Below are 25,327 nucleotides of genomic sequence, written 5' to 3' on the forward strand. Positions count from 1 at the left end.
CGGCAATCTTCAGCGCCTGGTTGGCGTTCTGTTCCACCAGGAACACCGTTACGCCGTCACGGCGCAGCTGTTCGATGATGTCGAAGATCTGCTGGATGATGATTGGCGCCAGGCCCAGCGAGGGTTCGTCGAGCAGCAGGAGCTTGGGCTTGCTCATCAGCGCACGGCCAATGGCGAGCATCTGCTGCTCGCCACCCGACATGGTGCCGCCACGCTGGGCATAGCGTTCCTTCAGGCGCGGGAACAACTGCAGGACTTTGTCCAGTTGCGCCTGGTAGTCGCCTTTGTCGGTGAAGAAACCACCCATGGCCAGGTTCTCCTCGACGGTCAGGCGGGCGAACACGCGGCGGCCTTCCGGTACCACCGCGATGCTCTTGCGCATGATGTGCGAGGACGGCTGGCCGACCAGTTCTTCACCCAGGTACTTGATGCTGCCGCTGTGCGCCTGGGGTGAGCCGCACAGGGTCATCAGCAGGGTCGACTTGCCGGCCCCGTTGGCACCGATCAGGGTGACGATCTCGCCTTGGTTGATCTCCACGTTGACGCTGTGCAGTGCCTGGATCTTGCCGTAGAAGGTGGAAACGTTCTCGAACTTCAGCATTTACGCTTCCCCCAGGTAGGCTTTGATCACATCAGGGTTGTCGCGGATCTCCTCCGGCGTGCCGTGGGCCAGGGGGGTGCCCTGGTTGATCACCACGATATGGTCGGAAATGCTCATCACCAGCTTCATGTCGTGCTCGATCAGCAGCACGGTGACGTTGTGCGACTCACGCAGGTAGCCGATCAGAGCCTTGAGGTCTTCGGTTTCCTTGGGGTTCAGGCCAGCTGCCGGCTCGTCGAGCATGATGATGCGCGGCTGGGTCATCATGCAGCGGGCGATTTCCAGGCGGCGCTGCTGGCCGTAGGCGAGGGTGCCGGCGGTACGGTTGGCGAACTCGGTCAGGTTGACCTTTTCCAGCCAGTACTGCGCGCGCTCCATGGCCTCCTTTTCGCTGCGGCGGAAGCCCGGGGTCTTGAACAGGCCGGCGAAGAAGTTGGTGTTGAGGTGACGGTGCTGGGCGATCAGCAGGTTTTCCAGCGCGGTCATTTCCTTGAACAAGCGCACGTTCTGGAAGGTGCGCACCACGCCTTTGCGGGCGATCTGGTGCCCGGCCAGGCCCTGGATGGGCTGGCCATCGAGCAGGATGGTGCCGCCGCTGGGCTTGTAGAAGCCGGTCAGGCAGTTGAACACCGTGGTCTTGCCGGCGCCGTTCGGCCCGATCAGTGCCACCACCTGTTTTTCCTTGACGGTCAGGCCCACGCCGTTGACCGCCAACAAGCCGCCGAAGCGCATGCTCAGGCCGCTGACTTGCAGAATTTCGCGGCTCATCGACGCAGCTCCATGTGTGGACGTTGCATAGGCAGCAGGCCTTGCGGACGCCAGATCATCATCAACACCATCAGCGCACCGAACATCAGCATCCGGTATTCGCTGAACTCTCGCATCAGCTCTGGCAGCAGGATCATCACGATGGCCGCGAGGATCACGCCCAGTTGTGAGCCCATGCCGCCGAGCACGACGATGGCGAGGATGATCGCCGACTCGATGAAGGTGAACGACTCGGGCGTCACCAGGCCTTGGCGTGCAGCGAAGAAGCTGCCGGCGAAACCGGCGAAGCAGGCACCCAGGGTGAACGCCGACAGCTTGATCACCGTCGGGTTGAGGCCCAGTGCACGGCAGGCGATCTCGTCTTCGCGCAGGGCTTCCCAGGCGCGGCCGATCGGCATGCGCAGCAGGCGGTTGATGACGAACAGTGCCAGCAGGGCCAGCAGCAGGGCCACCAGGTAGAGGAAGATGACCTTGTTGATCGAGTTGTACGGCAAGCCGAAGAACTCATGGAAGGTCTGCATGCCCTCGGCGGCACGGCGTTCGAAGGTCAGGCCGAAGAACTCCGGCTTGGGGATGTTGCTGATGCCGTTGGGGCCGCCGGTCCAGTCGGTGAGGTTACGCAGGAACAGGCGGATGATCTCGCCGAAGCCGAGCGTCACGATCGCCAGGTAGTCGCCGCGCAGGCGCAGTACCGGGAAGCCGAGCAGGAAGCCGAAGGTGGCGGCCATCAGGCCGGCGATCGGCAGGCATACCCAGAAGCTCCACCCCAGGTAATGCGACAGCATGGCGTAGCTGTAGGCGCCGACGGCGTAGAAACCCACGTAACCCAGGTCGAGCAGGCCCGCCAGGCCAACCACGATGTTCAGGCCCAGGCCCAGCAACACGTAGATCAGGATCAGCGTGGCAATGTCGACCGCGCCGCGTGAACCGAAGAACGGCCACACCAATGCGGCGACGATCAGGCCCATGATCACGTAGCGCTGGGTTTTCGGCAGGGTCAGGTAGTTGCTGACTGCCGGTGGGATCAGTTTGCGGTCCGAGCGGCGGCCCATCACCGCACTCCACTGCCGGTCGAACAGTACCCGCAGGAACATCAGTAGCGAACACACGGCAATGATACTGATGGTGAACGTGCCTTGGCTGTGCACCACCAGGCTGATGCCGTCGATGCTCAGTTTCAGGCCCAGCACCGGGAAGGCCACGGCCCAGACCAGCAAGGCGCTGAAGAACGCCTGTTTGAGATTTCTGTTCATACTTTTTCAACCTCCGGGCGGCCCAGGATGCCGGTCGGCCGGAATAGCAGGACAAGAACCAACAAGCCGAATGCCACGACGTCCTTGTACTGGTCACCGAAGATATCGGCGCCGAACGCTTCGGCCACGCCCAGCACCAGCCCGCCGAGCATGGCGCCCGGGATGCTGCCGATGCCACCCAGTACCGCCGCCGTGAAGGCCTTCAGGCCCACCAGGAAGCCGGCGTTGGGGTTGATCACCCCGTACTGCATGCTCAGCAGCACGGCCGCCACGGCTGCCAGGGCGGCACCGATGACGAAGGTGAGGGCGATGATGTTGTTGGTGTTGATGCCCAGCAGGTTGGCCATCTTGATGTCCTCGGCGCAGGCGCGGCAGGCGCGACCCAGGCGGGAACGGGAGATGAACAGTGTGAGCAGGGTCATGGCCACCAGGGTGACCACGAACACCAGGATCTGCATGTAGCTGATCAGGACCTCCTCCGCGCCACCTGGCCCGAACGAGAAGCTGCCGGGGATCAGGTTGGGTATGGACTTGTCCTTGGAATCTTGCGACAGCAAGACCGTGTTCTGCAGGAAGATCGACATACCGATGGCGGAAATCAGCGGGATCAGGCGGTTGCTGTTGCGCAGGGGGCGGTAGGCAACCCGTTCGATGCTGTAACCGTAGGCACTGGTGACGAAGATCGTCGCGACGAAGGCAACGGTCATCAGGATGGGCAGCGAGTGGATGCCCATCATGGCCAGGCCCGCCAGGGCGATGAAGGCCACATAGGAACCGATCATGTACACCTCGCCGTGGGCGAAGTTGATCATGCCGATGATGCCGTACACCATCGTGTAACCGATGGCGATCAAGGCATAGGTACTGCCGATGGTCAATCCATTAACCAATTGTTGGAAGAAATGGTAGATCTCAGGCATTACAGCGCTCCTAAAAACCTGATTTGCATTTCGCTGGCGAGGGTAAGGCCAGGAAACCGCGGGTGACGGTTTTAAGATTTTCAGGTGAGCCCGCCCCCGGATCGCGGGGGCCAGGCCCATGAACCTCGTAAAACAAAGCCCACTGCTCGCACAGTGGGCTTCTAGGTCAGCTATTAGTCACGCAGTTACTGAGGGGAGACTTCGGTCTTCGGCTTGCCGAAGTGCCATTCGTAGACCACGAACTTGAAGTCTTTCAGGTCGCCTTTGGCGTCGTAGGACAGCTCGCCGGTCGGGGTTTTGAAGGTGCCGGCGTGGATGGCCTCGGCCACCTTGTCGGTGTCTTCGGACTTGGCGGCCTTGATGCCTTGGGCGATCAGTTCCACAGCCGAGTAGGCAGGGAATACGAACGGGCCGCTTGGGTCCTTGCCGTCAGCCTTGATGGCGTCGACGATCTTCTTGTTCGCAGGGTCGGCGTCGAACGACTTCGGCAGGGTGACCAGCAGGCCTTCGGAGGCGTTCTGGGCGATCTGCGAGATGGAGTCGTTGCCCACGCCTTCCGGGCCCATGAACTTGGCTTTCAGGCCTTTTTCCTGAGCCTGGCGCAGGATCAGGCCCAGCTCTGGGTGGTAGCCACCGTAGTAGACGAAGTCGACGTTGTTCTGCTTGAGCTTCTGGATGATCGAGGAGAAGTCCTTGTCACCGGCGTTCAGGCCCTCGAACACGGCGACCTCGGTGCCTTTTTTCTCCAGGGTCTGCTTGACCGCGGTGGCGATGCCTTCACCGTACTGCTGCTTGTCGTGCAGTACCGCCACCACTTTCGGTTTGACGAAGTCGGCGATGTAGTTGCCGGCCGCCGGGCCCTGAGCGCTGTCCAGGCCGATGGTGCGGAAGATCAGCTTGTAGCCACGGGCAGTGATTTCCGGCGAAGTGGCGGCCGGGGTGATCATGATCACGCCTTCGTCTTCGTAGATGTCCGATGCCGGCTGGGTGGAGCTGGAGCACAGGTGGCCGATGACGAACTTGACGCCGTCGTTGACCACCTTGTTGGCGACTGCCACGGCCTGTTTGGGGTCGCAAGCGTCGTCGTATTCCTTGGCCTCAAGCATTTTGCCATCGACGCCGCCAGCGGCGTTGATATCCTTGATGGCTTGCTTGGCGCCGATGAACTGCATGTCGCCGTACTGGGTCACAGGGCCGGTCTTGGGGCCGGCGATGCCGATCTTGATGGTATCGGCGGCAAACGAATGGCTGGCTACCCCGGCCAGTACCATCGCGGCGAACAGCTTGGAAATCTTGATCATAGTGCTCCACTCATTCTGTTGTAATTCTTATAGTCCTGGCGGCCAGGGCTACAGACCGGGCGGGATTTGCGGCGTGTCCATGCCAACGCGCAAGCCCACCTTTCCCCCGGAACATGTCCCGGAACTGTACCGGTACAGTGTAGAGCGCTGTCGGATCGCTTGAAAAGCGGTCAAAAAGTGCCTGCTTCCTGGGTTGTCGCTTGATCGAAAGAAAGATACAGAAAGGCGCCATCAAACTGCCTGCATCTGCGCTTTCAGCCCACAAATTCGGGGCCAATCGACCAAATTACATATTTGAAACCGGGTTTTTCTGCAAAAATGCCGGCCTTTTTTATTGGCGATTTTTGCGGATACCACCCATGACCGATCAAACAAGCACCCTCTATGCCAAATTGCTTGGCGAGACTGCAATCATCGAGTGGAAAGCGCTGGAGCGTTTCTGGGCAAAGGGTGACCTGATTTGGGTCGACCCCAGCCTGGATCTGATCGCTGTGGCTGAGGCAATGGCCGAGAACCGCAGTGAAATCTTCGCCAAATGGCGTAGTGATGGCACTGTGGGGCCCGTCTCGGCAGAGCAGGCCCTGGACCTGCAAAGCCGCGATCCAGAGATATGGGCAGTGGTGGTGTCACCGTTCATCGTGATCCAGGCGAAGCGTGCTGACCAGGCGTGATCTTTTTTGGTGCGTAAAAATGCGCACTCGCCTCGTTTTGGTGCTCGCTGCTGCTCAAGGCGGGTGGAGGTAAGTAACAATTCGGCGTGGCGGTAACAGTTTACGGGATGCGTAATGAGGTTGCCCCGCAACCCAGCCCGATATCGAATCTGACGGGAGTCATTGATGAACACTGCACTACCTTCACTTGGTTTTGCCGGCATTGGCCTGATGGGCTTGCCCATGTGCCGCCGGTTGCTGGCTGCGGGCTATCCGCTGACGGTCTGGAACCGCAGCCCGGACAAGTGTGCCGCGCTGGTCGCCGCCGGTGCTCGCCTGGCTCGCAGCCCGGCCGAACTGTGCCGCGACAGCGACATGGTGTTGTTGTGCCTGGCCGACACGGCGGTGGTGCGTGAGGTGGTGTTTGGCGAGCAAGGCGTTGCCGAGGGTGGCCGTGGTGGCCAGTTGCTGATCGACTTCTCGAGCCTGGAGCCAACCGCCACCCGCGAAATGGCGGCCGAGCTGGCAGCGCTGTGCGGCATGGCCTGGCTCGATGCGCCGGTGTCAGGCGGCACCGCCGGTGCCGAAGCTGGCACGCTGGCGATCATGGTCGGTGGCGAAGCGGCGGACCTGCAGCGCGCTCAGCCGGTACTTGAGGTGCTGGGCCAGCGTGTCACGCACATGGGGGCGGTGGGCGCAGGCCAGGTGACCAAGGCGTGCAACCAGATGATCGTCGCCTGCAATGCGCTGGTGATTGCCGAAGTGGTGGCCCTGGCCGAGCAGGCCGGGGTGGACGCCACGCTGCTGGCCGAGGCGCTGGCCGGTGGTTTTGCCGATTCCAGGCCGTTGCAGATCCTGGCACCGCAAATGGCCGAGAGCCGCTTCGAGCCGGTCAAATGGCACGTGCGCACCTTGCTCAAGGACCTGGACGGCGCGGTCAAGTTCTCGCGCGAGCAAGGTTCGGCAACACCGCTCAGTGGCCTCGCCGCGCAACTGATGCGCCTGCACGGTAGCCAGGGGTACCTGCATAAAGATCCGGCGACCCTGGTAACGCTGTATCGCAGCAAGGGGTAAACACCACGAGGGTGCGCTGCAGCCGGTCCAGCATGGGCTGCAGCTCGGCCCAGGGCATTGGCCGCCCGAGCAGAAAGCCTTGCAGGTAGTCGCAGGCGTGGTCTGCGAGAAACGCTCGCTGTTCCTCGGTTTCCACGCCTTCGCTGACCACTTGCAAGTGCAGGGTATGCGCCATCACGATGATTGCCTGGACAATTTCACGGTCTTTCTGGCTGGCCGGCACGCCTTGCAGGAAGGTGCGGTCGATCTTCAGCACATCCAGGGGCAGGTGCTTGAGGTAGGCCAAGGACGAGTAGCCGGTGCCGAAGTCGTCGATCGACAGGGCGACGCCCAGGGCGCGGACCCGTTTCAGCAGGTTGACCGTGCGCTGGATATCCCCCATCAAGGCGTTTTCGGTCACTTCCAGCTCCAGCTGGTGCGCTGAAACCCCGGCGTGGAACAAGGCTTTCTCCACCTCGTTGGGCAGTTCGTCATGGCTGAGGGTCACCGCCGAGCAGTTGACCGTGACCTTGAGGTCGCCGTGGCCGCCGCGCTGCAGCAGGGCCAGGTCGGCGCAGGCGTGCCGCAACACCCACAAGTCGAGGTCGACGATCAGACCGTTGGTTTCGGCTATGCCGATGAACCGGTCGGGCCCAAGCAGCCCATGTTGGGGGTGCTGCCAGCGTACCAGGGCTTCCAGCTTGGCCACCCGCCCAGTGCGCTGGTCGAAGATCGGCTGGTAATGCACGCACAGGCCGCGCTCTTCCAGCAGCGCCAGTCGCAACTCTTCTTCCAGTTGCAGGGCAATCGAGGCGCGTGCTTTGAGACTGTCATTGAAAAAATTCAGGCTGTTGCGGCCGTTGTCCTTGGACTGGTAAAGGGCCAGGTCCGCATGCTTGAGCAGCTCTTCGGCGCTGCTGCCATCATCCGGAAAGATACTCACCCCAATACTGGTGGTCATCACCATGCGCCTGCCGCAAAGCTCGATGGGGTCTTTCATGCGTTGCATGATGCGCTGGGCCAGGTGGCGGGCTTCGTCGCGGCTGTTGAGGCTGGTGACCACGCAGAACTCATCGCCACCAAAGCGTGCCACCAGGTCCTGGCTGCGGGTCGCGGCCTTGATATGGTTGGCAATGACCTTGAGCAATTCATCGCCAGCGTGGTGGCCAAGGCTGTCATTGATGCGTTTGAAATGGTCGATATCCAGGAACATCACCGCCAGGCGGCTTTCGCTGGCCAGGTGCTCGGCCAGGCGTTCGGCGAACAGTTGGTTGAAACCACGGCGGTTGACCAGGTTGGTCAGTGCATCGTAGTGCGCTGCCTGCTGCAGTGACGCGCGGGCCTGGTCCAGTTCGCTGAGCAGCACGCTGACCCGGCGCAGGTCATGCTCCTTGCTTTGCAGCTTCTTGTCGGCCAGGGCCGCACTGATGCTGGCACCGCTGATCAGCAAGGTGATGAAACCGATGCCCAGCGCCAGTTGCAGGCTGTTATCCCCAGACGGCAAGTGCAGTGCGGTATCGCTGGGGATGACCAGGGTCATTGCCGACATCGCCGTGAAATGGGAAGCGACCATGCCCGCGGCGATCAGCAGGCTGGCGCCGTACTTCGCGGCCTGGTACAGGGTGCCGCTGCCATTGCGAAAGTTGCGCGCCAGGTACAATGCCAGCAGGCTGGTGAGCGGGGCGATGATGGCAGCACCCAGCAGCGGGCCGGTCTGGTAGTACTGCCGGGCGCCGGTTTGCATCGCGGCCATGCCGACAAAGTGCATGAGGACGATACCCATGCCGATCAGTACCGCGCTTTGTACGATGTGTGGCGTGCGCATGTCCTTGCGATCGAGGCTGCGCATGGCCAGCCAGGCAACCGCCAGGGCAATGAGCAGGGAAAGGATGGTCAGCGGCAGGTCGTAGTGCACTTCGACGGATGCCTGAAAGGCCAGCATGCTGATGAAATGCATGGCCCAGATGCCGCCGGCCAGGCAGCAGGCGCCAAGTACGTTCCATTGCCGGTGGGCGGTAGGGTCTTCGCTGTGGGACTGGCGCTCGGCCATGTCGAGGGTGGCGAAACAGGCTGCGCAGGCTACTACGTAGGCGAGTAGAACCAGCAGCGGCTCATGCCGACAATCGAGCAGGATACGTCCGGTTGCCGGCAAGTCGGCGAACAGTTGCAGGCCCAGCCACTCCATGGAATGCCTCTCGATCGAGTTTTCACTCGTCTGCGCTACAACCCTGTGCAGACTGCCCAGAGGCAGTATAGGAACAAGTGTTTAAGCCTTCCTGGATAATGGCACATTGATTTCTACGATTTGGTTATCAACCTAATCGCTGTCGGAAATATGGCACCCGCCCAAAGGGCAGCGGCCCGCGATGTGCCTGGCACGATGCCAGGCACCGGCTACGCCGGTTTTCGCGGGCACCTGCGCTGCCCCGGGGGAGGGGTGCTGGTATGGCGTCAGCCGGCGACTAGTACACGAATGGCTTCCAGGCGCAGGGCAGCTTTTTCCAGCATTGCCAGGCCCTCTTCGCGCTGCTTGCGCAGGGCGTCGATTTCGCTGTCACGCACGCTTGGGTTCACCGCTTGCAAGGCGAGCAGGCGCGCCAGTTCTTCGTCGGCCTCCGCTGCCAGGCGGCGTTGGGCTTCGGCCACACGCTCGACGTGGGTCGGCAGGATCTTCTCTTCGCCACCGCTGATGCGCTTGGCCAACACGTCGCGCTGCGCCTGGACAAACTTGTTGGCGCTGGCCCGTGGCACGCTTTCAAGCTGGTCGTTGAGCGTTTCGAAGGCCACGCGCGAGGCCAGGTCGTTGCCGTTGGCATCGAGCAGGCAGCGCAGTGCCGCAGGGGGCAGGTAACGCCCCAGTTGCAAGCTTCGCGGTGCCACCACCTCGCTGACGAACAGCAGTTCGAGCAGCACGGTACCGGGCTTGAGCGCCTTGTTCTTGATCAGGGCGACGGCCGTATTGCCCATGGAGCCAGACAGCACCAGGTCCATGCCGCCTTGCACCATCGGGTGTTCCCAGGTCAGGAACTGCATGTCTTCGCGCGACAGCGCCTGGGCGCGGTCGTAGGTAATGGTCACACCTTCGTCGTCGCCCAGCGGGAAGCTGGCGTCGAGCATTTTTTCGCTCGGCTTGAGGATGAGGGCGTTCTCGGAGTGGTCTTCGCTGTCGATGCCAAAGGCGTCGAACAGCGTTTCCATGTAGATCGGCAGGGCGAACTGGTCGTCCTGCTCGAGGATGGCTTCAACCAGCGCCTCGCCTTCACCCGCGCCGCCCGAGTTCAGCTCCAGCAAGCGATCGCGGCCGGTGTGCAGTTCGGCTTCCAGGCGCTCGCGTTCGTGACGGGCGTCGGCCACCAGGCTGTCCCAGGCCTTGCTGTCGCCGCCTTCGAGCAGCGGCAGCAGGCGTGGGCCGAACTGGTGCTGCAGGGCGTTGCCGGTCGGGCAGGTGTTGAGGAACGCGTTGAGCGCTTCGTGGTACCACTGGAACAGGCGTTCCTGCGGGCTGCCCTGCAGGTAGGGAACATGCAACTGGATGGTGTGCTTCTGGCCGATACGGTCCAGACGGCCGATACGTTGTTCCAGCAGGTCCGGGTGGGCCGGCAGGTCGAACATCACCAAGTGGTGCGAAAACTGGAAGTTGCGGCCTTCGCTGCCGATCTCCGAGCAGATCAGCACCTGGGCGCCGAACTCTTCATCGGCAAAGTAGGCGGCTGCCCGGTCGCGCTCCAGAATGCTCATGCCCTCATGGAACACCGAGGCCGGAATGCCGGAGCGCACGCGCAGGGCGTCTTCCAGGTCCATGGCGGTTTCGGCGTGGGCACAGATGACCAGCACCTTGGTGCGCTTGAGCATTTTCAGGGTGTCGATCAACCAGTCGACCCTTGGGTCGAAACGCCACCAGCGCTCGTCGTCGGTGCTCTCACCCTGTGCCTGGAAGGCGACCTCCGGGTACAGCTCGGCTTTCTCGCCTGGCGGCAGCTCGCGGTATTGCTCGGGCATGGCCACCGGGTAAGGGTGCAGTTGGCGCTCCGGGAAGCCCTGGACCGCCGCGCGGGTGTTACGGAACAGCACTCGGCCGGTGCCGTGGCGGTCGAGCAGCTCACGGATCAGCCGCGCGCTTGCCTGGGTATCGCCATCGCTGACCGCGGCCAGCAGCGCTTCGCCCTCAGCCCCCAGGAAGCCCTGGATGGTGGCGTGTGCCTTCGGCGACAGGCGGCCTTCGTCGAGCAGCTCTTGCACGGCTTCGGCGACCGGGCGGTAGTGATCGCTTTCGGCGCGGAAGGCGGCCAGGTCGTGGAAACGGTTGGGGTCGAGCAGGCGCAGGCGAGCGAAGTGGCTGTCCTGGCCAAGCTGTTCAGGGGTAGCGGTAAGCAGCAGTACGCCAGGAATCACCTGGGCCAGTTGCTCGACCAGGGCGTATTCGGCGCTGACCTGGTCCTCGTGCCAGACCAGGTGGTGAGCCTCATCGACAACCATCAGGTCCCAGCCGGCGGCAAACAGCGCATCCTGGGCCTTCTCGTCCTCTACCAGCCACTCCAGGGCCACCAGTGCCAACTGGGCGTCATCGAACGGGTTGCTGGCGTCGCTTTCGATGAAACGTTCGGCGTCGAACAGCGCCACCTGCAAGTTGAAGCGCCGGCGCATTTCTACCAGCCACTGGTGCTGAAGGTTCTCCGGCACCAGGATCAGTACTCGGCTGGCCCGGCCCGTCAGCAACTGGCGGTGAATGACCAGGCCAGCCTCGATGGTCTTGCCCAGGCCCACTTCGTCGGCCAGCAGTACCCGCGGCGCGCTGCGGTCGGCGACTTCGCGGGCAATGTGCAACTGGTGAGCGATTGGCTGAGCGCGGCAACCGCCCAGCCCCCACAGCGCCGACTGCATCTGCTTGCTGGTGTGCTGCAGTGTGTTGTAGCGCAGGCTGAACCACGCCAAAGGGTCGATCTGCCCGGCGAACAGGCGGTCGCTGGCCAGGCGGAACTGAATGAAGTTCGACAGCTGGGTTTCCGGCAAGGTGCGCGGCTGGTTCTGCCCGTCGAGGCCGTGGTAGACCATCAGCCCATCGATGTCCTCGACCTCGCGTACGGTCAGCTTCCAGCCTTCGAAGTGGGTGATCTGGTCACCTGGCGCGAAGCGCACGCGAGTCAGCGGCGCATTGCGCAGGGAATACTGGCGCGTGTCGCCAGTGGCCGGGTAGAGCACGGTCAACAGGCGGCCATCCTGCGCCAGGATGGTACCCAGGCCGAGCTCTGCTTCGCTGTCGCTGATCCAGCGTTGCCCCGGTTGATACTGCTGCGCCATACTGCCTGAACTCCCGCGATGAAAAAGCCGATTATGTTAACGGATCGGCCGGTGAGACCAAAGTGCCGAGCGCACCTAATGGTGCCGAAAGCCATCAGTCTAGCCGTTTCACCGCTCTGTACCGCACCGCCGACGAGGGCCACGCACCAACATGTCTGCCAAGCACAGCTGGATCAGCGCTTCCATGGCCGTGGGCAGCCTGTTGCTGCTCAGTGCCTGCGAGCAGAAAACCTTCGAGCCTTTGGCCCCCATTCCCACCGATCAGCTTGAAGTGCTGGGCGTGCAGGCGCCGATCAAGAGCGTGCATTTTCGCGACCGCGATGGCGAAGGGCTGCTGGTATTGAGCCGCAGCGATGGCCAGGCCAGCGACCCGGAAAGCGAGCAGGAGGTCGACAAGGTGGTGCTCAAGGCCACCTTGTACGGGCGCACGGCGCAAAGCGATGCGTTCAAGGCCCGCTGGCAGATCGAGCAGGAAACCACGTGCCCCGGCCTGGACCTGGATGTCGACTTCTATACGGATGTCAGTGACGTCAGCGACCTGAACAAAGATGGCGTGGCCGAAGTGACAGTTGCCAGTCACGCCTTTTGCGGCGGGGGTATCGACCCCCACGACATCGCCATCGAAATGCGTGAAGGGCAGGCCAGCTACACCATTACCGGGCAGTCGCTGATCAGCCCCGCAGGCGAGGACCCGGTGGGGGGCGAGCGCACCGACAGCGCTTCGCTCAAGAACGCCCCGCAAGTGTTGCGTGACCACATGGATGCGGTCTGGCAGCAGGTCTACAAGCGCCCCTGGAGCGAAGCCAGCCCGCCCAGTGACGACGAGCCTGACGATGATGTGGAGTAAAGGCTGGGCCTGAGATCAAGGTAATGCCGCGCCTGCCGATACAGCGGGCATAGGAGAACGCCCATGCTGCCGCCGATCATACCGCTCAGTGCCGCCCCGGTGACCTCGCAACAGGACCCGGTCAAACCTACCCCCGACATCAAGCCGGTGGTACCGGCGCAGCCTGCGTCCGGCGAAACTGCCATCGACCTCAAGCAGCAGCGCGATCCACAGGAGCAGGCACTGCTGTTGCGTGATGAGCAGCGCCGCCAGCAGCAACGGCGCCAGCAGCGTGGGGAAGGGCGCTACAACCCCGAGCCTGGCGACGAGGTCAACGCCGACAATACTGTCCCGGTCGTGCCATTGATGGGCGAGCCCAACCGCCAAGGGCTGCTGGTGGACATCGAAGTCTGACACGGGGCTGGTCAGCGCCTGCGTCGGGCTTCATCATGCAAGTCTCCGTTGATCGTCGAGCCCACCCATGAGCCAAGACAACCTTATCGATTTCGATGCTGAACGCGCCAAGCGCGTGCATGACCTCAAGGAAAGGCGCCTGAACGAGATGCGCAATGCATTCGAGCAGGCTCTGCCGTTGAACACCGGCAAGAAAAAGAAGCCCAAGGGCAAGCCGAAGAAGCGCTGAAACTTGACGCAGGTCAACCCTGCACCTGCCTCGTGTGCCCGGGCCCGGGCACCATTGACCCTGATCAATTTTCCCTCGCCCGACATTGGTTAACGTTCTCCCATCGGACAACGGCAAACGAATGGGGAGGCCAGCATGTTCTTCGACAATGTGGTTATCGCCGGTGTGGTAACGGTCGGGCTGATGGTTGCTTTCTTTGCCGGTCTGGGCATTTTCATCTGGAAGGACTCGAACAAGCGCAAGCCGCGCTGACCTTCCGGGTACATGAGCACGCAAGGCATTTAGGGCGACTTCGGTCGCCCATTTTTTTTGACTGGCATTTGCGTGTTGCCTGCTGGGCCGCAGGGCTCAAGCCAGCTATCGCGCAGCGTGGCGTGCGCTGGCGCAGCAGTTGGATTGCAATGAAGATGAGTAGCTAGCTAATTATTCATTTTCACTTTATTCTCTGCGCCATTGTCTATCTTTTCACTACTACCCTCCCCGCAAGGTTCGCCCAGTGCCCATCACGCTTCAGGCCCTGTTCGCCCCCACCCCCCTCGCCATCAAGTTCGCCATCAAAACCCTGCTCGGTGGTGGCCTGGCGTTGTGGCTGGCAATGCGATGGGGCCTGGAGCAGCCGTCCTGGGCATTGATGACGGCGTTCATCGTTGCCCAGCCGCTGTCTGGCATGGTGGTGCAGAAAGGCCTGGCGCGGTTGGCCGGGACCTTTGTCGGTACGGTCATGGCGGTGGTGCTGCTGGGCCTGTTCGCCCAGACCCCGGGGCTGTTTCTGATTGCCCTGGCCTTGTGGCTGGCCTTGTGCACCGCCGCCTCTACCCAGTTGCGCAGTGCCTGGGCCTATGCCTTCGTGCTGGCCGGCTACACGGCAGCGATCATTACCTTGCCGGCCATCGACCACCCGCTGCAGGTGTTCGACCAGGCGGTGGCCCGCTGCACCGAGATCAGCCTGGGTATTTTCTGCGCCACGGCCAGCAGTGCCTTGCTCTGGCCGATGCGGGTCGAGCAGCAGCTTGGCGGCCAGGCGCGTCAGGCCTGGCAGAACGGTCTGCAGGCCGCCAGTGCGATGCTGGGTGGCGAGGACGATGCACGCAGGGGCTTGCTGGAGAGCCTGGGGCGCATCGTTGCCATCGACAGCCAGCGCGAGCATGCCTGGTTCGAAGGCAACCGCGGGCGTCAGCGTGCCCGTGCCATTCGGGGGCTAAGCCAGAAGCTGATGGTGCTGTTGCGTATTTCCCGGTCTGTGCGCCGGCAGTGGCGGCAACTGGATGAGCAGCAGGCGGAACACCTGGCCCCCTGGTTGTCTGAAGTTCGGGCGCTGCTGGACAAGCCCGACCAGCCCAGCCTGTTGTTGCTGCGCCAGCGCGTCTGGGGTGCCGCGCACGATGAGCATATAAGTTCGGTTGAGCATTACTGCCTGGCGCGCATGGCCCTGCTGCTGGATTACGCAATGGCCGCCGGCCAGGCGCTGGAGGCTGTGGAAACGGGCACGGCGCCGAAGGATGTCGGCCAAGGCCTGGCCGTGCACCGCGATTGGTCGCTGGCCTTGCTGTTCGGTTCGCGTAGCGCACTGGCGTTTCTGGTGATGAGCGCTTTCTGGCTGGCCACCGCCTGGCCTTCGGCACCGGGCGGCCTGGTGCTGACCTGTGTGGTCTGCAGCCTGTTCGCCAGCCGCGAGAATGGCGCGCAGATTGGCTTGAGTTTCCTGCGCGGGATCTGCCTGGCCATACCGGCAGCGTTCCTGGTCGGGCAGATTCTGCTGCCGCAATGGAGCAGCTTCGCGCTACTTTGCCTGGGCATGGGCGTGCCGCTGTTGTTCGGCGCGCTGGGCATGGCCCACCCGCGTACCGGCGCCACTGCCACCTCTTATTGCCTGCACTTCATCGTACTGGTGTCGCCGGTGAATGCCATGCAGTTCAGCGTGGCGACCATGCTCAACAGTGCCTTGGCCATGCTGGTAGGGGTGTCGGCAGCGGTCATGGCGTTTCGCTTGTTGGTGTTCCGTCACCCGGCCTGGCTTGGGCGGCGCCTGCGTGCTGCAACCCAGAGTGACCTGGTGCGCCTGACCCGGCGTGACCTGCGCGGGGCCGACACCTGGTTCGGCGGGCGCATGGCCGACCGCCTGATGCAGTTGGCGCGGCATGCCAGCGAGTTGCCCGAGGGTGAGCGCAAGCGCTGGGACGATGGCCTGCACGGGCTGGATATCGGTGATGAACTGGTGCACCTGCGCATGTGCCTGGCGGTCGCGCAGGCGCCACTGGGCGGTGCCGAGCGGGAGTACCTGCAGCAAGTGGAGGCGGTACTGGCCAAAGGACCTGCCGCCGGGCGCGGGCAACAGCTGGACAGTGCCAGCGAACGGTTCATTGCTGCGTTGCACCGCCAGCCTGCGAGCGACCCGCTGCGGTTGGCCGAGGGCGCGGTGCTGCAATTGCAGAAAAGCTGGGGCAAGTGGTGCCGCTGGCAGGAGGAAGCCCATGGGGTTGCGTGAATGGGAAGTGGGGGGCGTGCTGCTCAGCCCGTTTCTGCTTTATGTGTTGCTGGCGCTGGTGCTTACCGGCCTGCTGCGCCTGCTGGTGCAGGCCACACCGTTGGCGCGCTGGATCTGGCATGAAGCGCTGTTCGATGCGGCGGTTTTCGTTTGTGTGCTGTTCCTGGTGGTACGCCTGCTGGGAGCTTTTTAAAGGAGTGTTTCGATGCGTGCGGCCGTACGTACTCTTGTAACCCTGTGTGTGGTGGCCCTGGCCGTGTTGGCCGGTTACCAACTGTGGCAGTACTACATGCTTACCCCCTGGACCCGGGATGCCCGTGTGCGCGCCGATGTGGTGGTGATTGCACCTGACGTTTCCGGCTGGGTGCGCCAGCTCAAGGTGCATGACAACCAGCAGGTCAAGGCGGGTGAGCTGTTGATGAGCATCGACCGCGAGCGCTTCCAGGCCGCGTTCGACCAGGCCAGTGCGGTGACGCAAACCCGCGCCCAGCAGCTGCGCCTGCGCGAGAGTGAAGCAGCCCGGCGTACCGCCTTGGGGCCCGAGGCGATCAGTGCCGAACTGCGGGAGAACGCGCAGATCAATGCTGCCATCGCCCGTGGCGAGTTGCAGGAAGCCCAGGCGCAGCTGCAGGTGGCGAAAATCAACCTGGCGCGCAGTGAAGTGCGTGCGCCGCGCAGCGGGCATATCACCAACCTGCGCCTGGCCGAAGGCAACTACGTGAACACCGGCCAGTCGGTGATGGCCTTGGTGGACGATTCGACGTTCTATATCCAGGCCTACTTCGAGGAAACCAAGCTGCCGCGCATTCGCGTGGGTGACCCGGTAAAGGTCTGGCTGATGGGTGCGGGTGAACCCATGCAGGGGCATGTAGAAAGCATCAGCCGCGGCATCACCGACAGCAACAGCAACCCGGACAGCCAGCTGCTGCCGGAGGTTGAGCCGACCTTCAACTGGGTGCGCCTGGCCCAGCGGATACCGGTGAGAATCCGCCTGGACCAGGTGCCCGACGGCGTGACCCTGAGTGCGGGGATGACTGCGAGTGTGCAAGTGCATGAGCCGTGAGCCTGGGCCCAGGCACCCGCCACTACAGGAACATGCCGCCCGAAACCTCCAGGCGCTGCCCGGTGATCCAGCTATTACCGTCTTCCAGCAACAAGGCGATCGCCGCGCCGATGTCATCCGGCAAACCCACCCGTCCCAGCGCGGTGTTGCCTGCAATGTAGTCATTCACCTGCGGGTTGTCCCGCACTACGCCCCCGCCAAAATCGGTCTCGATGGCCCCCGGCGCCAGGATGTTCACGCGAATGCCCCGGGCGCCCAGTTCCTTGGCCTGGTAGCGGGTCAGCACTTCCATCGCGCCTTTCATGGCGGCATAGGCGGCGTACCCTGGTAGGGCAAACCGTGCCAGCCCGGTCGAAATGTTGATTATCCGGCCGTTATCGACCAGCAGTGGCAACAGGCGTTGGGTGAGGAAGAACGGGCCTTTGAGCTGAATGTTCAGCAGTTGGTCGAACTGCGCCTCGCTGGTTTCGGTATACGGCACGTTCAATCCGATGCCGGCATTGTTCACCAGAAAGTCGAAACGCTGGCGACCGTGGTGCTGCTGCAAGGCAGCCGCCAGCCGCTCGGCAAAGCCGGCAAAGCTGCTGGCGTCACCCACATCCAGTTGCAGCATGGTCGCCTTCACACCTGCCTGCTCCAGCGTGGCCGCCACGGCCTGTGCTTCTTGCGCCTTGCTGTTGTAGGTGCCGATGACGTCGATGCCACGGGCGGCCAGATGCTCGGCGGTGTTACGGCCAAGGCCGCGGCTTGCGCCGGTGATCAGGGCAATCTTGCGGGTCATGGTAAGAACCTCGTGATGGGTGGGTGCTCACAGGTTATTGGTCGGCTGGCGGGTGTTAAATCCTGCAAAAATGGAAATACTGTTCGCCTCAACCGGATAGTCGAGGGCGGGCGTGAACAAGTTGGAGTTGCTGCGGACCTTTGTGCGGGTCAGTGAGGTGAACAGCTTTACCCTGGCCGCCGAGAGCCTGGGCTTGCCACGTTCGACGGTGTCGGAACAGGTCAGGGCGCTGGAGCGCCTGCTGGGTACGCAACTGTTCAACCGCACCACCCGCCGGGTGCGGGCCACGCAGGATGGTGCCTTGCTGTACACACGCAGCAAGGACCTGCTGTCAGGTATGGAAGAGATCGAGAGCCTGTTCAGCGCCGATGATGCCGAACTGGCCGGGCGCCTGCGTGTCGACCTGCCGACGATGATGGCGCGGCGGGTCATCATTCCCGCGTTACCCCGGTTCCTGCAGCGTTTTCCACGTTTGCAGGTAGAGCTCAGTTGCACCGATCGGCAGGTCGATTTGCTGCGTGAGGGCTTCGACTGCGTGATGCGCATCGGCGCCTTGCATGACCTGGATGTCGTGGCCAGGCCGGTCGGGCAATTGAGCATGCGCAACTGTGCCAGCCCGGCTTACTTGGCGCGCCATGGGGTGCCCCGTACCCTGCAGGACCTGGCAGGGCATCAATTGGTGCACTACGTGCGCAACCTGGGGGGGCGCTGCGCCGGCTTCGAATACGTGCAAGGTGGCCAGGTGCAGTACCAGCCCATGGCTGGGGCGGTAACGGTCAATAATGCCGAGGCCTACTCGGCAGCCTGCCTGGCCGGGCTGGGGCTGATACAGGTACCGGCGGTGGGGGTGGCCGAGCACCTGCAGCGCGGCGAACTGGTCGCACTGCTGCCGGCCTGGCAGGCGCCGGCCATGCCCGTGTCGTTGCTGTATGCGCGGCAACGGCATGTACCCCGCCGGGTGCAAGCGTTCATGCAGTGGCTGGCAGAGGTGCTTAGCAACGAGGTCGATGCTACGGCGTGAAGTTGAGCCGGGTCATGGCGCACGCACGGCTGCTTGCATTAGGCTTGGACTGGCGAGGTGCCCGGCAGAGGCGACCCTGTGCTGCCCAGCGTGCGTATCTTCCGATTTCATCACGAGGTTACGCCATGGCCATTACTTCCCAGGACATCTGCAACGCAGCTGACCAGCTCAAAGGCTTCGTCGGCTTTCATGACAAGCGCGGCGTTCATATCGTGCGTTTTTCCGAAGACGCGTTCGGTATGGATGTCGCTGACGCCAGCATCACCCCCTGCAGCGAGTTTGTCTGGCGCCCCGAGCAGGGGCAGCGCATGGCCCTGTGCCGGGAGCGCCTGGCACTGTTGCTGGACCAGCACGTGGATGACCGCTTGAACATCGCAGAGCCGCTGCGCATCTACCTGCGCCGCGGCGACTTGCCGGAAATCATCGCCGAGCGGCGTGTGCAGCCTACTGGCTGAGGCCCGCTCGCGCCCGTTGGGTTGATCGAGGCGTTGCCGCGCAACCGTGCAGGGGCGGCTCGACCCGCGCCTACCGGGGGCGCTGCAACAACGCCCGCATGGCCGCGGTATCCAGTGGCCGGCTCAGGTAATAGCCCTGTACTTCATGGCAGCGGTCCTTTTGCAACATGGCAAGTTGCTGTTCGGTTTCCACGCCCTCGGCCGTCACGGTCAGCCCCATTGCCTTGCCCAGGTTGATGATGGCCTGGACCACCGCACGGTCGCTGCCGCCGTTGGTGCTCAGGCCACTGATGAAGCGCTTGTCGATCTTGAGGCTGTCGAAAGGATACGTTCGCAGGTAACCCAGCGATGAATAGCCGGTACCGAAGTCGTCCATGTTCAGGCGCACGCCCAGCTCTTTGAGCGACAGCATGGTCCCCAGCGCGCCTTCGATGTCGTTGAGCATCACATTCTCGGTGATCTCCAGTTCCAGGCGTTGCGCCGGGAATGCCGTGCCCAGCAGGATTTCCCGCACGTCTTGCACCACATCGCTGCGCAGGAACTGCGCCGGTGACAGGTTGACCGACACCAGGATGTCTGCAGGCCAGTCAAGGGCGGTGCGGCAGGCCTCGTGCAGCACCCAGCGGCCCAGCGCGACAATGATATCGCTCTGTTCGGCCAGCGGGATGAAGGTATCCGGCCCCAGAAGCCCTTCCTGGGGGTGCTGCCAGCGTATCAGCGCCTCGACTGCGACCACGCGCAGGTCGCTGAGGCGGTAGCGCGGCTGATAGTGCAACTCGAACTCCTGGTTGCGCAGGGCGCGGCGCAGGTCGTTCTCCAGTTGCCGCCGGTACTGGATCTGCTGGTTCATTTCGCTGGCGAAGTAGCGCCAGGTGTTCTTGCCGTCTGCCTTGGCCTGGTACAGGGCGATGTCGGCACAGCGAATCAGCTCGCCGGCGTCGAAGCCCTGGGTGCGGGTCTGGGCGATGCCGATGCTGGCGCCAATGTGCAGGGGTTGGCTGTCGAACATGATCGGTTGTTGCAGCAGGCCGATCAGGCGCGCGCAGAAGCGGTCGATCTCCTGGCGGTTGTCCATGCCGCCAAGTACCACGATGAACTCGTCCCCGCCCAACCGCGCCACCAGGTCACCGTCGCGGGTGGTGTCGCGCAGGCGGGCTGCCACTTCCTGCAGTACCGCATCGCCAGCCGCATAGCCGAGTGAGTCGTTGATCGGCTTGAAGTTGTCCAGGTCAAGCAGCAACAGGGTCAACGGCGGTGAGTCTGTGCCGCGCAGCAGGGCCTGTTCCAGGTGCCGGGCCAGTTTGTTGCGGTTGGCCAGGCCGGTCAGTGGGTCGTGCAAGGACAGGTGCTGAATACGCGCATGGGCGTCGACTTCGTCGGTGATATCGCTGGCAGTGCCGCGCAAACCCACGGCCGTGTCCTGGTGCCAGATGGCGCGGGCGGAAATCCGACAATAGCGGTTTTGGCCATTCTGGTCGCGGTAGGTGCAGCGCAGGTTGGCCAGCTGCTGTGGGTCAGCGGTGGCCAGGGCATCCAGCCAGGGCGACAAGGGCGTGGTGTCGCAGGCCAGCAACTGGTTGAGCGGTTGGCCTAGCCAGTCTTCGACCGGGTAGCCCGTCACGCTGGCAAAGCGTTGCGACAAGTAGGTCAGGCGGTGGTGCCGATCGGTCTCCCAGATCCAGTCCGATGCCGACTCGGCCACCGCGCGAAAACGTTGCTCGCTGGCCTCCAGCGCCAGGTTGCTATGCTGCAGGTGGGCAAGCGTCAAGCCGATGGCCCGGGAGCTGCGCCACGCATGGCGGCACAGGTAGAGCATGACCAGCCCAAGGATCAGCAGGGCGCTGAGCAGGGCAGGCAATACAGCCCCTAGCAGCTGGCGCCCAGGCAACACGCTGTTCCACGACAGATGGTAGCCGGTGTCGCCCAAGTTGATGCGCAGGTGGTGGTGGGCTTGTGCGTCTTCCTTCTCAACGCGCATGCCGGCCAGGCCTGCACGCTTACCCAGCTGCGCCAGTTTGGCCTCGGTCAGCTGGTCGACGAACAGCAAGACCGGCGCCTGGCTCACTTCGCCTTCAGTGACATCGCGATCTGGCCGTATGGCCGCGGCGGTGAGCACGGCCGGCCAGCCATTGAACAGCACGAAGCGGGTGATCTGCTCGCGGGCAATGGCCGCCGCTCGGGCCTGGTCGATGATCGGCTGGATAGGGGCATCTATGTACGTGCCTACGCCTGCGGGGCTGGGCTGGCCTTTGAACAGGGCATAGGTGGTGCGGCCGTTTTCCACGACGAACACGCCTTCATAGCCGCTGGCGCTGTACAGCGATTCACCTATGTTCTTTTCATCATAGGCCCACTGCCAGTCGGCTTCGCCAGACAAGTGCTGCAGGGCGTCTTCCCATACGGCATAACTGGACAGGAATTGGCGCGACGCCAGTAACCGTTGCTCCAGCGCCTGATTGGCATGGAAGGCGCTGCGTTCGCGCTCTTGCTGGTCGAGGGTTGCGGCGATGTTGAACAGCGCGCCGAGAATGACCAGGCAAGCCAGACCGTAAACGGTGGTGAAGCCGGCGATCAGGTTACGCACTTGGAAACGTGGGGTAGGGCTGGCGGGTGGGAGGTTGGCAGTCCTGGCCATGCGCGAGCGGCTCCTTCAGGAAACCTCCTGCCAGGCAGTGAGGCAGCAGGTTCAATCAGGATAGGCCAGCTTCAGTGCGGTAGCTGCGCCACCGGCAAAATTCACCCGGTCGCGGCCAGCGTGCTTGGCAGTGTATAGCGCCTTGTCTGCCTCTTGCAGCCAATGTTCCGGTGACTCCAGGCTGGCATTGAAAGGCGACAGGCCAATACTCAGGCTGATGCGCAGGTGAGGGAGCTGCGCGTTGCGATACCCGGAAACCTGCTCACGCAGGCGTTCCATGATCTGGCAGGCCTGGGCTTCGCTGGTACCCGGCAGGATCACGCAGAATTCGTCGCCACCGTAGCGCCCGGCCTGGTCGCACTCGCGCAGGTTGCGGCGCAGCTCGGCGCTGAGCTGGCGCAGTACGCAGTCGCCAACCACGTGGCCAAAGGTGTCGTTGATGGTCTTGAAATGATCGATGTCGATCAAGGCGATCACCGCGTGTGCCTTTTGCTGTTTGCATTTTTGGTATTTGACGAGCAACAGGTCTTTCCAGGCGCCGTGGTTGAGCAACCCGGTGAGGCTATCCGTGAGGCTCAGGGCGCTGAGCCGGCGTTTGTGGTCGCCCAGCTGGATTGCCAGCCGGTAGCACACCCAGCCCAGGGCCAGGGGGTACAGCGTCAGCATGGGCAGGCAGGCGTATATCTGCAGTGCAGTGGCATTCAATTGCAGGCCTGGGGCGAGCAGCAGGGTGCCGACCAGAATCCCGGCCAGTTGCGCAACAGCCCCTTTGAGCACCAATTGCCGGCCCCCGGCGGCCACGTTGTTCATGGTCATCATCGACAGCACGGTCACGGTCGGCAGCGGGTTGAAGTGCATGGCGGCGGCCCAGAAACCGCCCAGCAGCGAGTCCAGCAACAGGTTGCGTTGCTCGGCCCGGTACGGGGTTGCCGACCGGCTCGCCCACAAGTAGGCGACGTGGGGCCACAACAGGCCATTGAACAGCATCAGGCCCCACACCCAGGTGGGCGGGGATTGCGGGGCCACGCCAGCCATGACGCTGAACAGGCCGATGCCCATGCCCACCACACGTGGCGGGTAGATGCGCTTGACGAACGAAAGGCCTTTGCCGCTGCGGTTGTGCATCATGGTCATGTTCTTCTGCCGGGGTACCGTTTATCGCATAAATCGCATGAATATTGTCGAACAGTGTCGCCCCACTGAAAAATGACCTTACAAGCCAATTCACGGTTGATGCGATCACTGTGGGGTAACATGCGGACTTTCCTGTTGCTAGGAGTGTTGCTGATGGTTCCTTTGGCCAATGCTGCCGGTGACCCGGCGCCCCAGCGTGACGGGCGTTTTCTTAATCAGGCGCAGCTACCGAAAGATGGCGTGCTGAAGAAGCTGCGCATCGGTCTGAAGTACCTGTTCCTGCGCAAACCGCCGAATACCCGGCCAACCACGCCGGTCAGCCTGCAACCGATGACCCGCCAGCAGGTGCTCGATGCGCCAGACCGCAGTTTGTGGCGGCTGGGCCATTCCACGGTATTGCTGAAGTTGCGAGGGCGCTTCTTCATTACCGACCCGGTATTCGCCGAACGCGCCTCACCGGTGCAGTGGGCCGGCCCGCAGCGGTTCCATGCGCCCCCGCTGGGGCTTGACCAGCTGCCGCCACTGGCAGCGGTGGTGTTGTCGCACGACCATTTCGATCACCTCGACGAGCAGGCAATCCGCCAGTTGGCCTCGCGAACCGGTGTTTTCCTGGCCCCGCTTGGCGTGGGTGAGCTGCTGATCAGTTGGGGCGTTGCGCCAGCGAAGGTGCGTCAGCTGGACTGGTGGCAGGAAAGCGAAGTGCAGGGTGTGCGTTTCATTGCTACTCCGGCCCAGCACTTTTCCGGGCGTGGGCTGTTGGACAGCAATCGCACCTTGTGGGCGTCGTGGGTGATCATCGACCAAGGCGTGCGGGTGTTCTTCAGTGGCGATACGGGCTATTTCAACGGGTTCAAGCTGATTGGCGAGCGCTTTGGGCCGTTTGACCTGACCCTGGTCGAGACCGGCGCCTACAATCTTGCCTGGCCTGATGTGCACATGCAGCCAGAGCAGAGCCTGCAGGCCCACCTGGATTTACGCGGGCGCTGGATGCTGCCGATCCATAATGGCACGTTCGACTTGTCCACCCACGGCTGGCAGGAACCCTTCGAGCGCATCCTGGCGTTGGCAAACCAGGCCCAGGTACGGCTCAGTACGCCGCAGATGGGCGAGCGGGTGAGCCTCGACTCGCCGCATGCCGGGCAGAACTGGTGGCAGCCCCGCCCGGTGCGTCAGCGCAGCCTGAAGAGTGAGCGAAGCGTTGCGGCGCGCTAGTGTCACTTGGTGTCGTCTTTGCCACCCTGGCGTTGCGCCCGCTCGTGCTCCAACAGCCGCGAGGGTGCCTTGCCACTGTCACTGCGCACCTGAGCGTGGCTGATGAGCGCGAAAATGAAACTACCGCCGATGATGTTGCCGGCCAGTGTCGGCAAGGCAAACTCCAGCCAGAAGCTGCGCCAGGTTTCTTCGCCGGCCCACACCAGGTAGGACACCTCGACCGAGCCCACTACTATATGGGTGAAGTCGCCAATGGCCATCAGGTAGGTGATCATCAAGATGATCCAGATCTTGGCGTTCTCCATCGACGGGATCATCCATACCATGGTGGCGATCATCCAGCCCGAGACGATGCCCTTGGCGAACATCTGGCTGATGTCGTTGCTCATGACCTTGCGGCCGATCTCCAGAAACTCCATATCGGTCTTGCTGTCGAAGATCGGCAGCTCGAGCATCACCCAGGCCACCAGCAGGGTACCCGCCAGGTTGCCCAGCAGCACTACGCCCCAAAGCCGCAGAAGGCGGCCGAAGTTGGCAAGGGTAGGGCTGGTCATGACCGGCAGCACCGCAGTCAGGGTATTCTCGGTAAACAGTTGCTGGCGGGCCAGGATCACGGCAAGGAAGCCGGCGCTGTAACCGATGCTGGCGACTACCTGGGCGCTTTCACCTTCTGGCAGGCGGGCATAGAACAGTCCCATGGCCATCAGGGACAAGCCCATGGACAAACCGGCGGCGACAGCCGACCACCACAAGGCGGCGAGGGTCCGTTCCAGTTCCTGATCGCCCTGGTAGCGAATGGTCTCGTGCAGCACTGCCGCTCGTGGCGGCTGGTTGTGGCTGACTTCCTGCTGTTCATCTGCCGAAAGCCCTGGGGTTTTCTCGCTTTGCTCGACACTCATGGCCGCTTCGCTCCGTGGTGGGGTTCTCTACAGATTCGTGGCGATTTCATTAGTTGCCGGGGGGCAGGCGAAACGGCTGAGAAAAGTTTTTGGAACAAGGTATTGACTCTGAATTCAAAGCGCGTATTATTCGCCTCCTCGCAGCGATCAACGCTTCGAGGCAAGCGGTAAGTTGTTGAAGTTGTTGGCTTTCGAAAGAAAGCAGCGGTAAAAACTTCAAAATAAACGCTTGACAGCAAATGAGGAAAGCGTAGAATTCGCGCCTCGGTTGAGACGAAACGCTCTTAACCAACCGCTCTTTAACAAATCGAATCAAGCAATTCGTGTGG

23 protein-coding genes are annotated in these 25,327 nt (G+C 62.8%); 12 read left to right on the forward strand and 11 right to left on the reverse strand.

The annotated features are described in order from the left end of the window. The 5 genes from GYA94_RS18330 to GYA94_RS18350 all read right to left on the reverse strand — a co-directional run. The coding region (locus GYA94_RS18330; protein WP_161892832.1) for an ABC transporter ATP-binding protein at positions 1 to 601 on the reverse strand (601 nt) is incomplete at its 3' end. After that, a complete protein-coding gene (gene livG, locus GYA94_RS18335; protein ID WP_009684617.1) occupies positions 602 to 1,369 on the reverse strand; it encodes a high-affinity branched-chain amino acid ABC transporter ATP-binding protein LivG in 768 nt (255 codons plus the stop codon). Further along, positions 1,366 to 2,622, reverse strand: coding sequence for a high-affinity branched-chain amino acid ABC transporter permease LivM (locus tag GYA94_RS18340; protein ID WP_009684618.1), 1,257 nt, complete (start codon positions 2,620 to 2,622; stop codon positions 1,366 to 1,368). Before GYA94_RS18340 ends, livG begins: the two co-directional genes overlap by 4 nt. After that, positions 2,619 to 3,542: a high-affinity branched-chain amino acid ABC transporter permease LivH gene (gene livH, locus GYA94_RS18345; RefSeq protein WP_008097482.1), complete on the reverse strand. Its 924-nt coding sequence runs from the start codon at positions 3,540 to 3,542 to the stop codon at positions 2,619 to 2,621. Before livH ends, GYA94_RS18340 begins: the two co-directional genes overlap by 4 nt. Before the next feature lie 185 nt (positions 3,543 to 3,727). Beyond that, entirely contained in the window at positions 3,728 to 4,843 is a 1,116-nt protein-coding gene (locus GYA94_RS18350) for a branched-chain amino acid ABC transporter substrate-binding protein (protein WP_161892833.1), read from the reverse strand. A 359-nt stretch (positions 4,844 to 5,202) separates the two neighbouring features. Here GYA94_RS18350 and GYA94_RS18355 point away from each other — a divergent pair, with 359 nt between their 5' ends. Together GYA94_RS18355 and GYA94_RS18360 are read left to right on the forward strand one after the other, a co-directional pair. After that, positions 5,203 to 5,514, forward strand: coding sequence for a DUF2288 domain-containing protein (locus GYA94_RS18355; protein WP_161892842.1), 312 nt, complete (start codon positions 5,203 to 5,205; stop codon positions 5,512 to 5,514). A gap of 165 nt (positions 5,515 to 5,679) precedes the next feature. Next, on the forward strand, positions 5,680 to 6,567 hold the full coding sequence (locus tag GYA94_RS18360) for an NAD(P)-dependent oxidoreductase (RefSeq protein WP_161892834.1): 888 nt from the start codon (positions 5,680 to 5,682) through the stop codon (positions 6,565 to 6,567). On the opposite strand, the gene GYA94_RS18365 is transcribed toward GYA94_RS18360, so the two are convergent. After that, positions 6,467 to 8,731, reverse strand: a complete 2,265-nt coding sequence (locus GYA94_RS18365) for a putative bifunctional diguanylate cyclase/phosphodiesterase (protein WP_161892835.1) — start codon at positions 8,729 to 8,731, stop codon at positions 6,467 to 6,469. The genes GYA94_RS18360 and GYA94_RS18365 overlap by 101 nt on opposite strands. A gap of 266 nt (positions 8,732 to 8,997) precedes the next feature. Continuing rightward, entirely contained in the window at positions 8,998 to 11,844 is a 2,847-nt protein-coding gene (gene rapA / locus GYA94_RS18370; RefSeq protein ID WP_161892836.1) for an RNA polymerase-associated protein RapA, read from the reverse strand. A gap of 151 nt (positions 11,845 to 11,995) precedes the next feature. Here rapA and GYA94_RS18375 point away from each other — a divergent pair, with 151 nt between their 5' ends. The 7 genes from GYA94_RS18375 to GYA94_RS18395 all read left to right on the forward strand — a co-directional run bounded on the left by GYA94_RS18375 (position 11,996) and on the right by GYA94_RS18395 (position 16,861). Next, positions 11,996 to 12,691 (forward strand): M949_RS01915 family surface polysaccharide biosynthesis protein, encoded by a 696-nt coding sequence (locus GYA94_RS18375; protein ID WP_009684624.1) that lies wholly within the window; start codon positions 11,996 to 11,998, stop codon positions 12,689 to 12,691. 63 nt (positions 12,692 to 12,754) lie between these two features. Next, entirely contained in the window at positions 12,755 to 13,084 is a 330-nt protein-coding gene (locus GYA94_RS18380) for an aspartate-semialdehyde dehydrogenase (RefSeq protein WP_110679902.1), read from the forward strand. A 67-nt stretch (positions 13,085 to 13,151) separates the two neighbouring features. Then, positions 13,152 to 13,313 (forward strand): hypothetical protein, encoded by a 162-nt coding sequence (locus GYA94_RS27705; RefSeq protein WP_167524229.1) that lies wholly within the window; start codon positions 13,152 to 13,154, stop codon positions 13,311 to 13,313. Positions 13,314 to 13,448: 135 nt separating this feature from the next. Beyond that, positions 13,449 to 13,565, forward strand: a complete 117-nt coding sequence (ccoM, locus tag GYA94_RS28505) for a cytochrome c oxidase subunit CcoM (RefSeq protein ID WP_003254862.1) — start codon at positions 13,449 to 13,451, stop codon at positions 13,563 to 13,565. A gap of 244 nt (positions 13,566 to 13,809) precedes the next feature. After that, a complete protein-coding gene (locus GYA94_RS18385; protein WP_161892837.1) occupies positions 13,810 to 15,798 on the forward strand; it encodes an FUSC family protein in 1,989 nt (662 codons plus the stop codon). Further along, the gene (locus tag GYA94_RS18390; protein ID WP_009684629.1) at positions 15,785 to 15,991 is read left to right on the forward strand and encodes a DUF1656 domain-containing protein; all 207 of its coding nucleotides are present in this window, start codon (positions 15,785 to 15,787) and stop codon (positions 15,989 to 15,991) included. Before GYA94_RS18385 ends, GYA94_RS18390 begins: the two co-directional genes overlap by 14 nt. A 12-nt stretch (positions 15,992 to 16,003) precedes the next feature. Next, positions 16,004 to 16,861 carry an efflux RND transporter periplasmic adaptor subunit gene (locus GYA94_RS18395; protein WP_029885161.1) on the forward strand — a complete coding sequence of 286 codons (858 nt, stop codon included), beginning with the start codon at positions 16,004 to 16,006 and terminating at the stop codon, positions 16,859 to 16,861. A gap of 22 nt (positions 16,862 to 16,883) precedes the next feature. Here the strand turns inward: GYA94_RS18395 and GYA94_RS18400 are convergent, their stop codons facing one another. Continuing rightward, the gene (locus tag GYA94_RS18400) at positions 16,884 to 17,642 is read right to left on the reverse strand and encodes an SDR family NAD(P)-dependent oxidoreductase (RefSeq protein WP_161892838.1); all 759 of its coding nucleotides are present in this window, start codon (positions 17,640 to 17,642) and stop codon (positions 16,884 to 16,886) included. A gap of 112 nt (positions 17,643 to 17,754) precedes the next feature. On the opposite strand from GYA94_RS18400, the gene GYA94_RS18405 reads away from it, so the two are divergent. Continuing rightward, positions 17,755 to 18,663: a LysR family transcriptional regulator gene (locus tag GYA94_RS18405; RefSeq protein ID WP_161892839.1), complete on the forward strand. Its 909-nt coding sequence runs from the start codon at positions 17,755 to 17,757 to the stop codon at positions 18,661 to 18,663. Positions 18,664 to 18,788: 125 nt separating this feature from the next. Then, positions 18,789 to 19,118 carry a DUF2025 family protein gene (locus GYA94_RS18410; protein WP_029885164.1) on the forward strand — a complete coding sequence of 110 codons (330 nt, stop codon included), beginning with the start codon at positions 18,789 to 18,791 and terminating at the stop codon, positions 19,116 to 19,118. A gap of 70 nt (positions 19,119 to 19,188) precedes the next feature. Here GYA94_RS18410 and GYA94_RS18415 read toward each other — a convergent pair whose 3' ends face one another. Both GYA94_RS18415 and GYA94_RS18420 read right to left on the reverse strand, forming a co-directional pair. Next, entirely contained in the window at positions 19,189 to 21,753 is a 2,565-nt protein-coding gene (locus GYA94_RS18415; RefSeq protein WP_110679907.1) for a bifunctional diguanylate cyclase/phosphodiesterase, read from the reverse strand. A 51-nt stretch (positions 21,754 to 21,804) separates the two neighbouring features. Then, positions 21,805 to 22,878, reverse strand: a complete 1,074-nt coding sequence (locus GYA94_RS18420) for a diguanylate cyclase (RefSeq protein ID WP_033690737.1) — start codon at positions 22,876 to 22,878, stop codon at positions 21,805 to 21,807. Between the two features lie 129 nt (positions 22,879 to 23,007). Here GYA94_RS18420 and GYA94_RS18425 point away from each other — a divergent pair, with 129 nt between their 5' ends. Then, a complete protein-coding gene (locus GYA94_RS18425) occupies positions 23,008 to 24,099 on the forward strand; it encodes an MBL fold metallo-hydrolase (protein WP_161892840.1) in 1,092 nt (363 codons plus the stop codon). Positions 24,100 to 24,101: 2 nt separating this feature from the next. On the opposite strand, the gene GYA94_RS18430 is transcribed toward GYA94_RS18425, so the two are convergent. Next, a complete protein-coding gene (locus GYA94_RS18430) occupies positions 24,102 to 24,998 on the reverse strand; it encodes a formate/nitrite transporter family protein (protein ID WP_161892841.1) in 897 nt (298 codons plus the stop codon). Between the last annotated feature and the right edge of the window lie 329 nt (positions 24,999 to 25,327).

It is taken from the genome of Pseudomonas juntendi (assembly GCF_009932375.1).
Classification (GTDB): Bacteria; Pseudomonadota; Gammaproteobacteria; order Pseudomonadales; family Pseudomonadaceae; genus Aquipseudomonas; species Aquipseudomonas juntendi.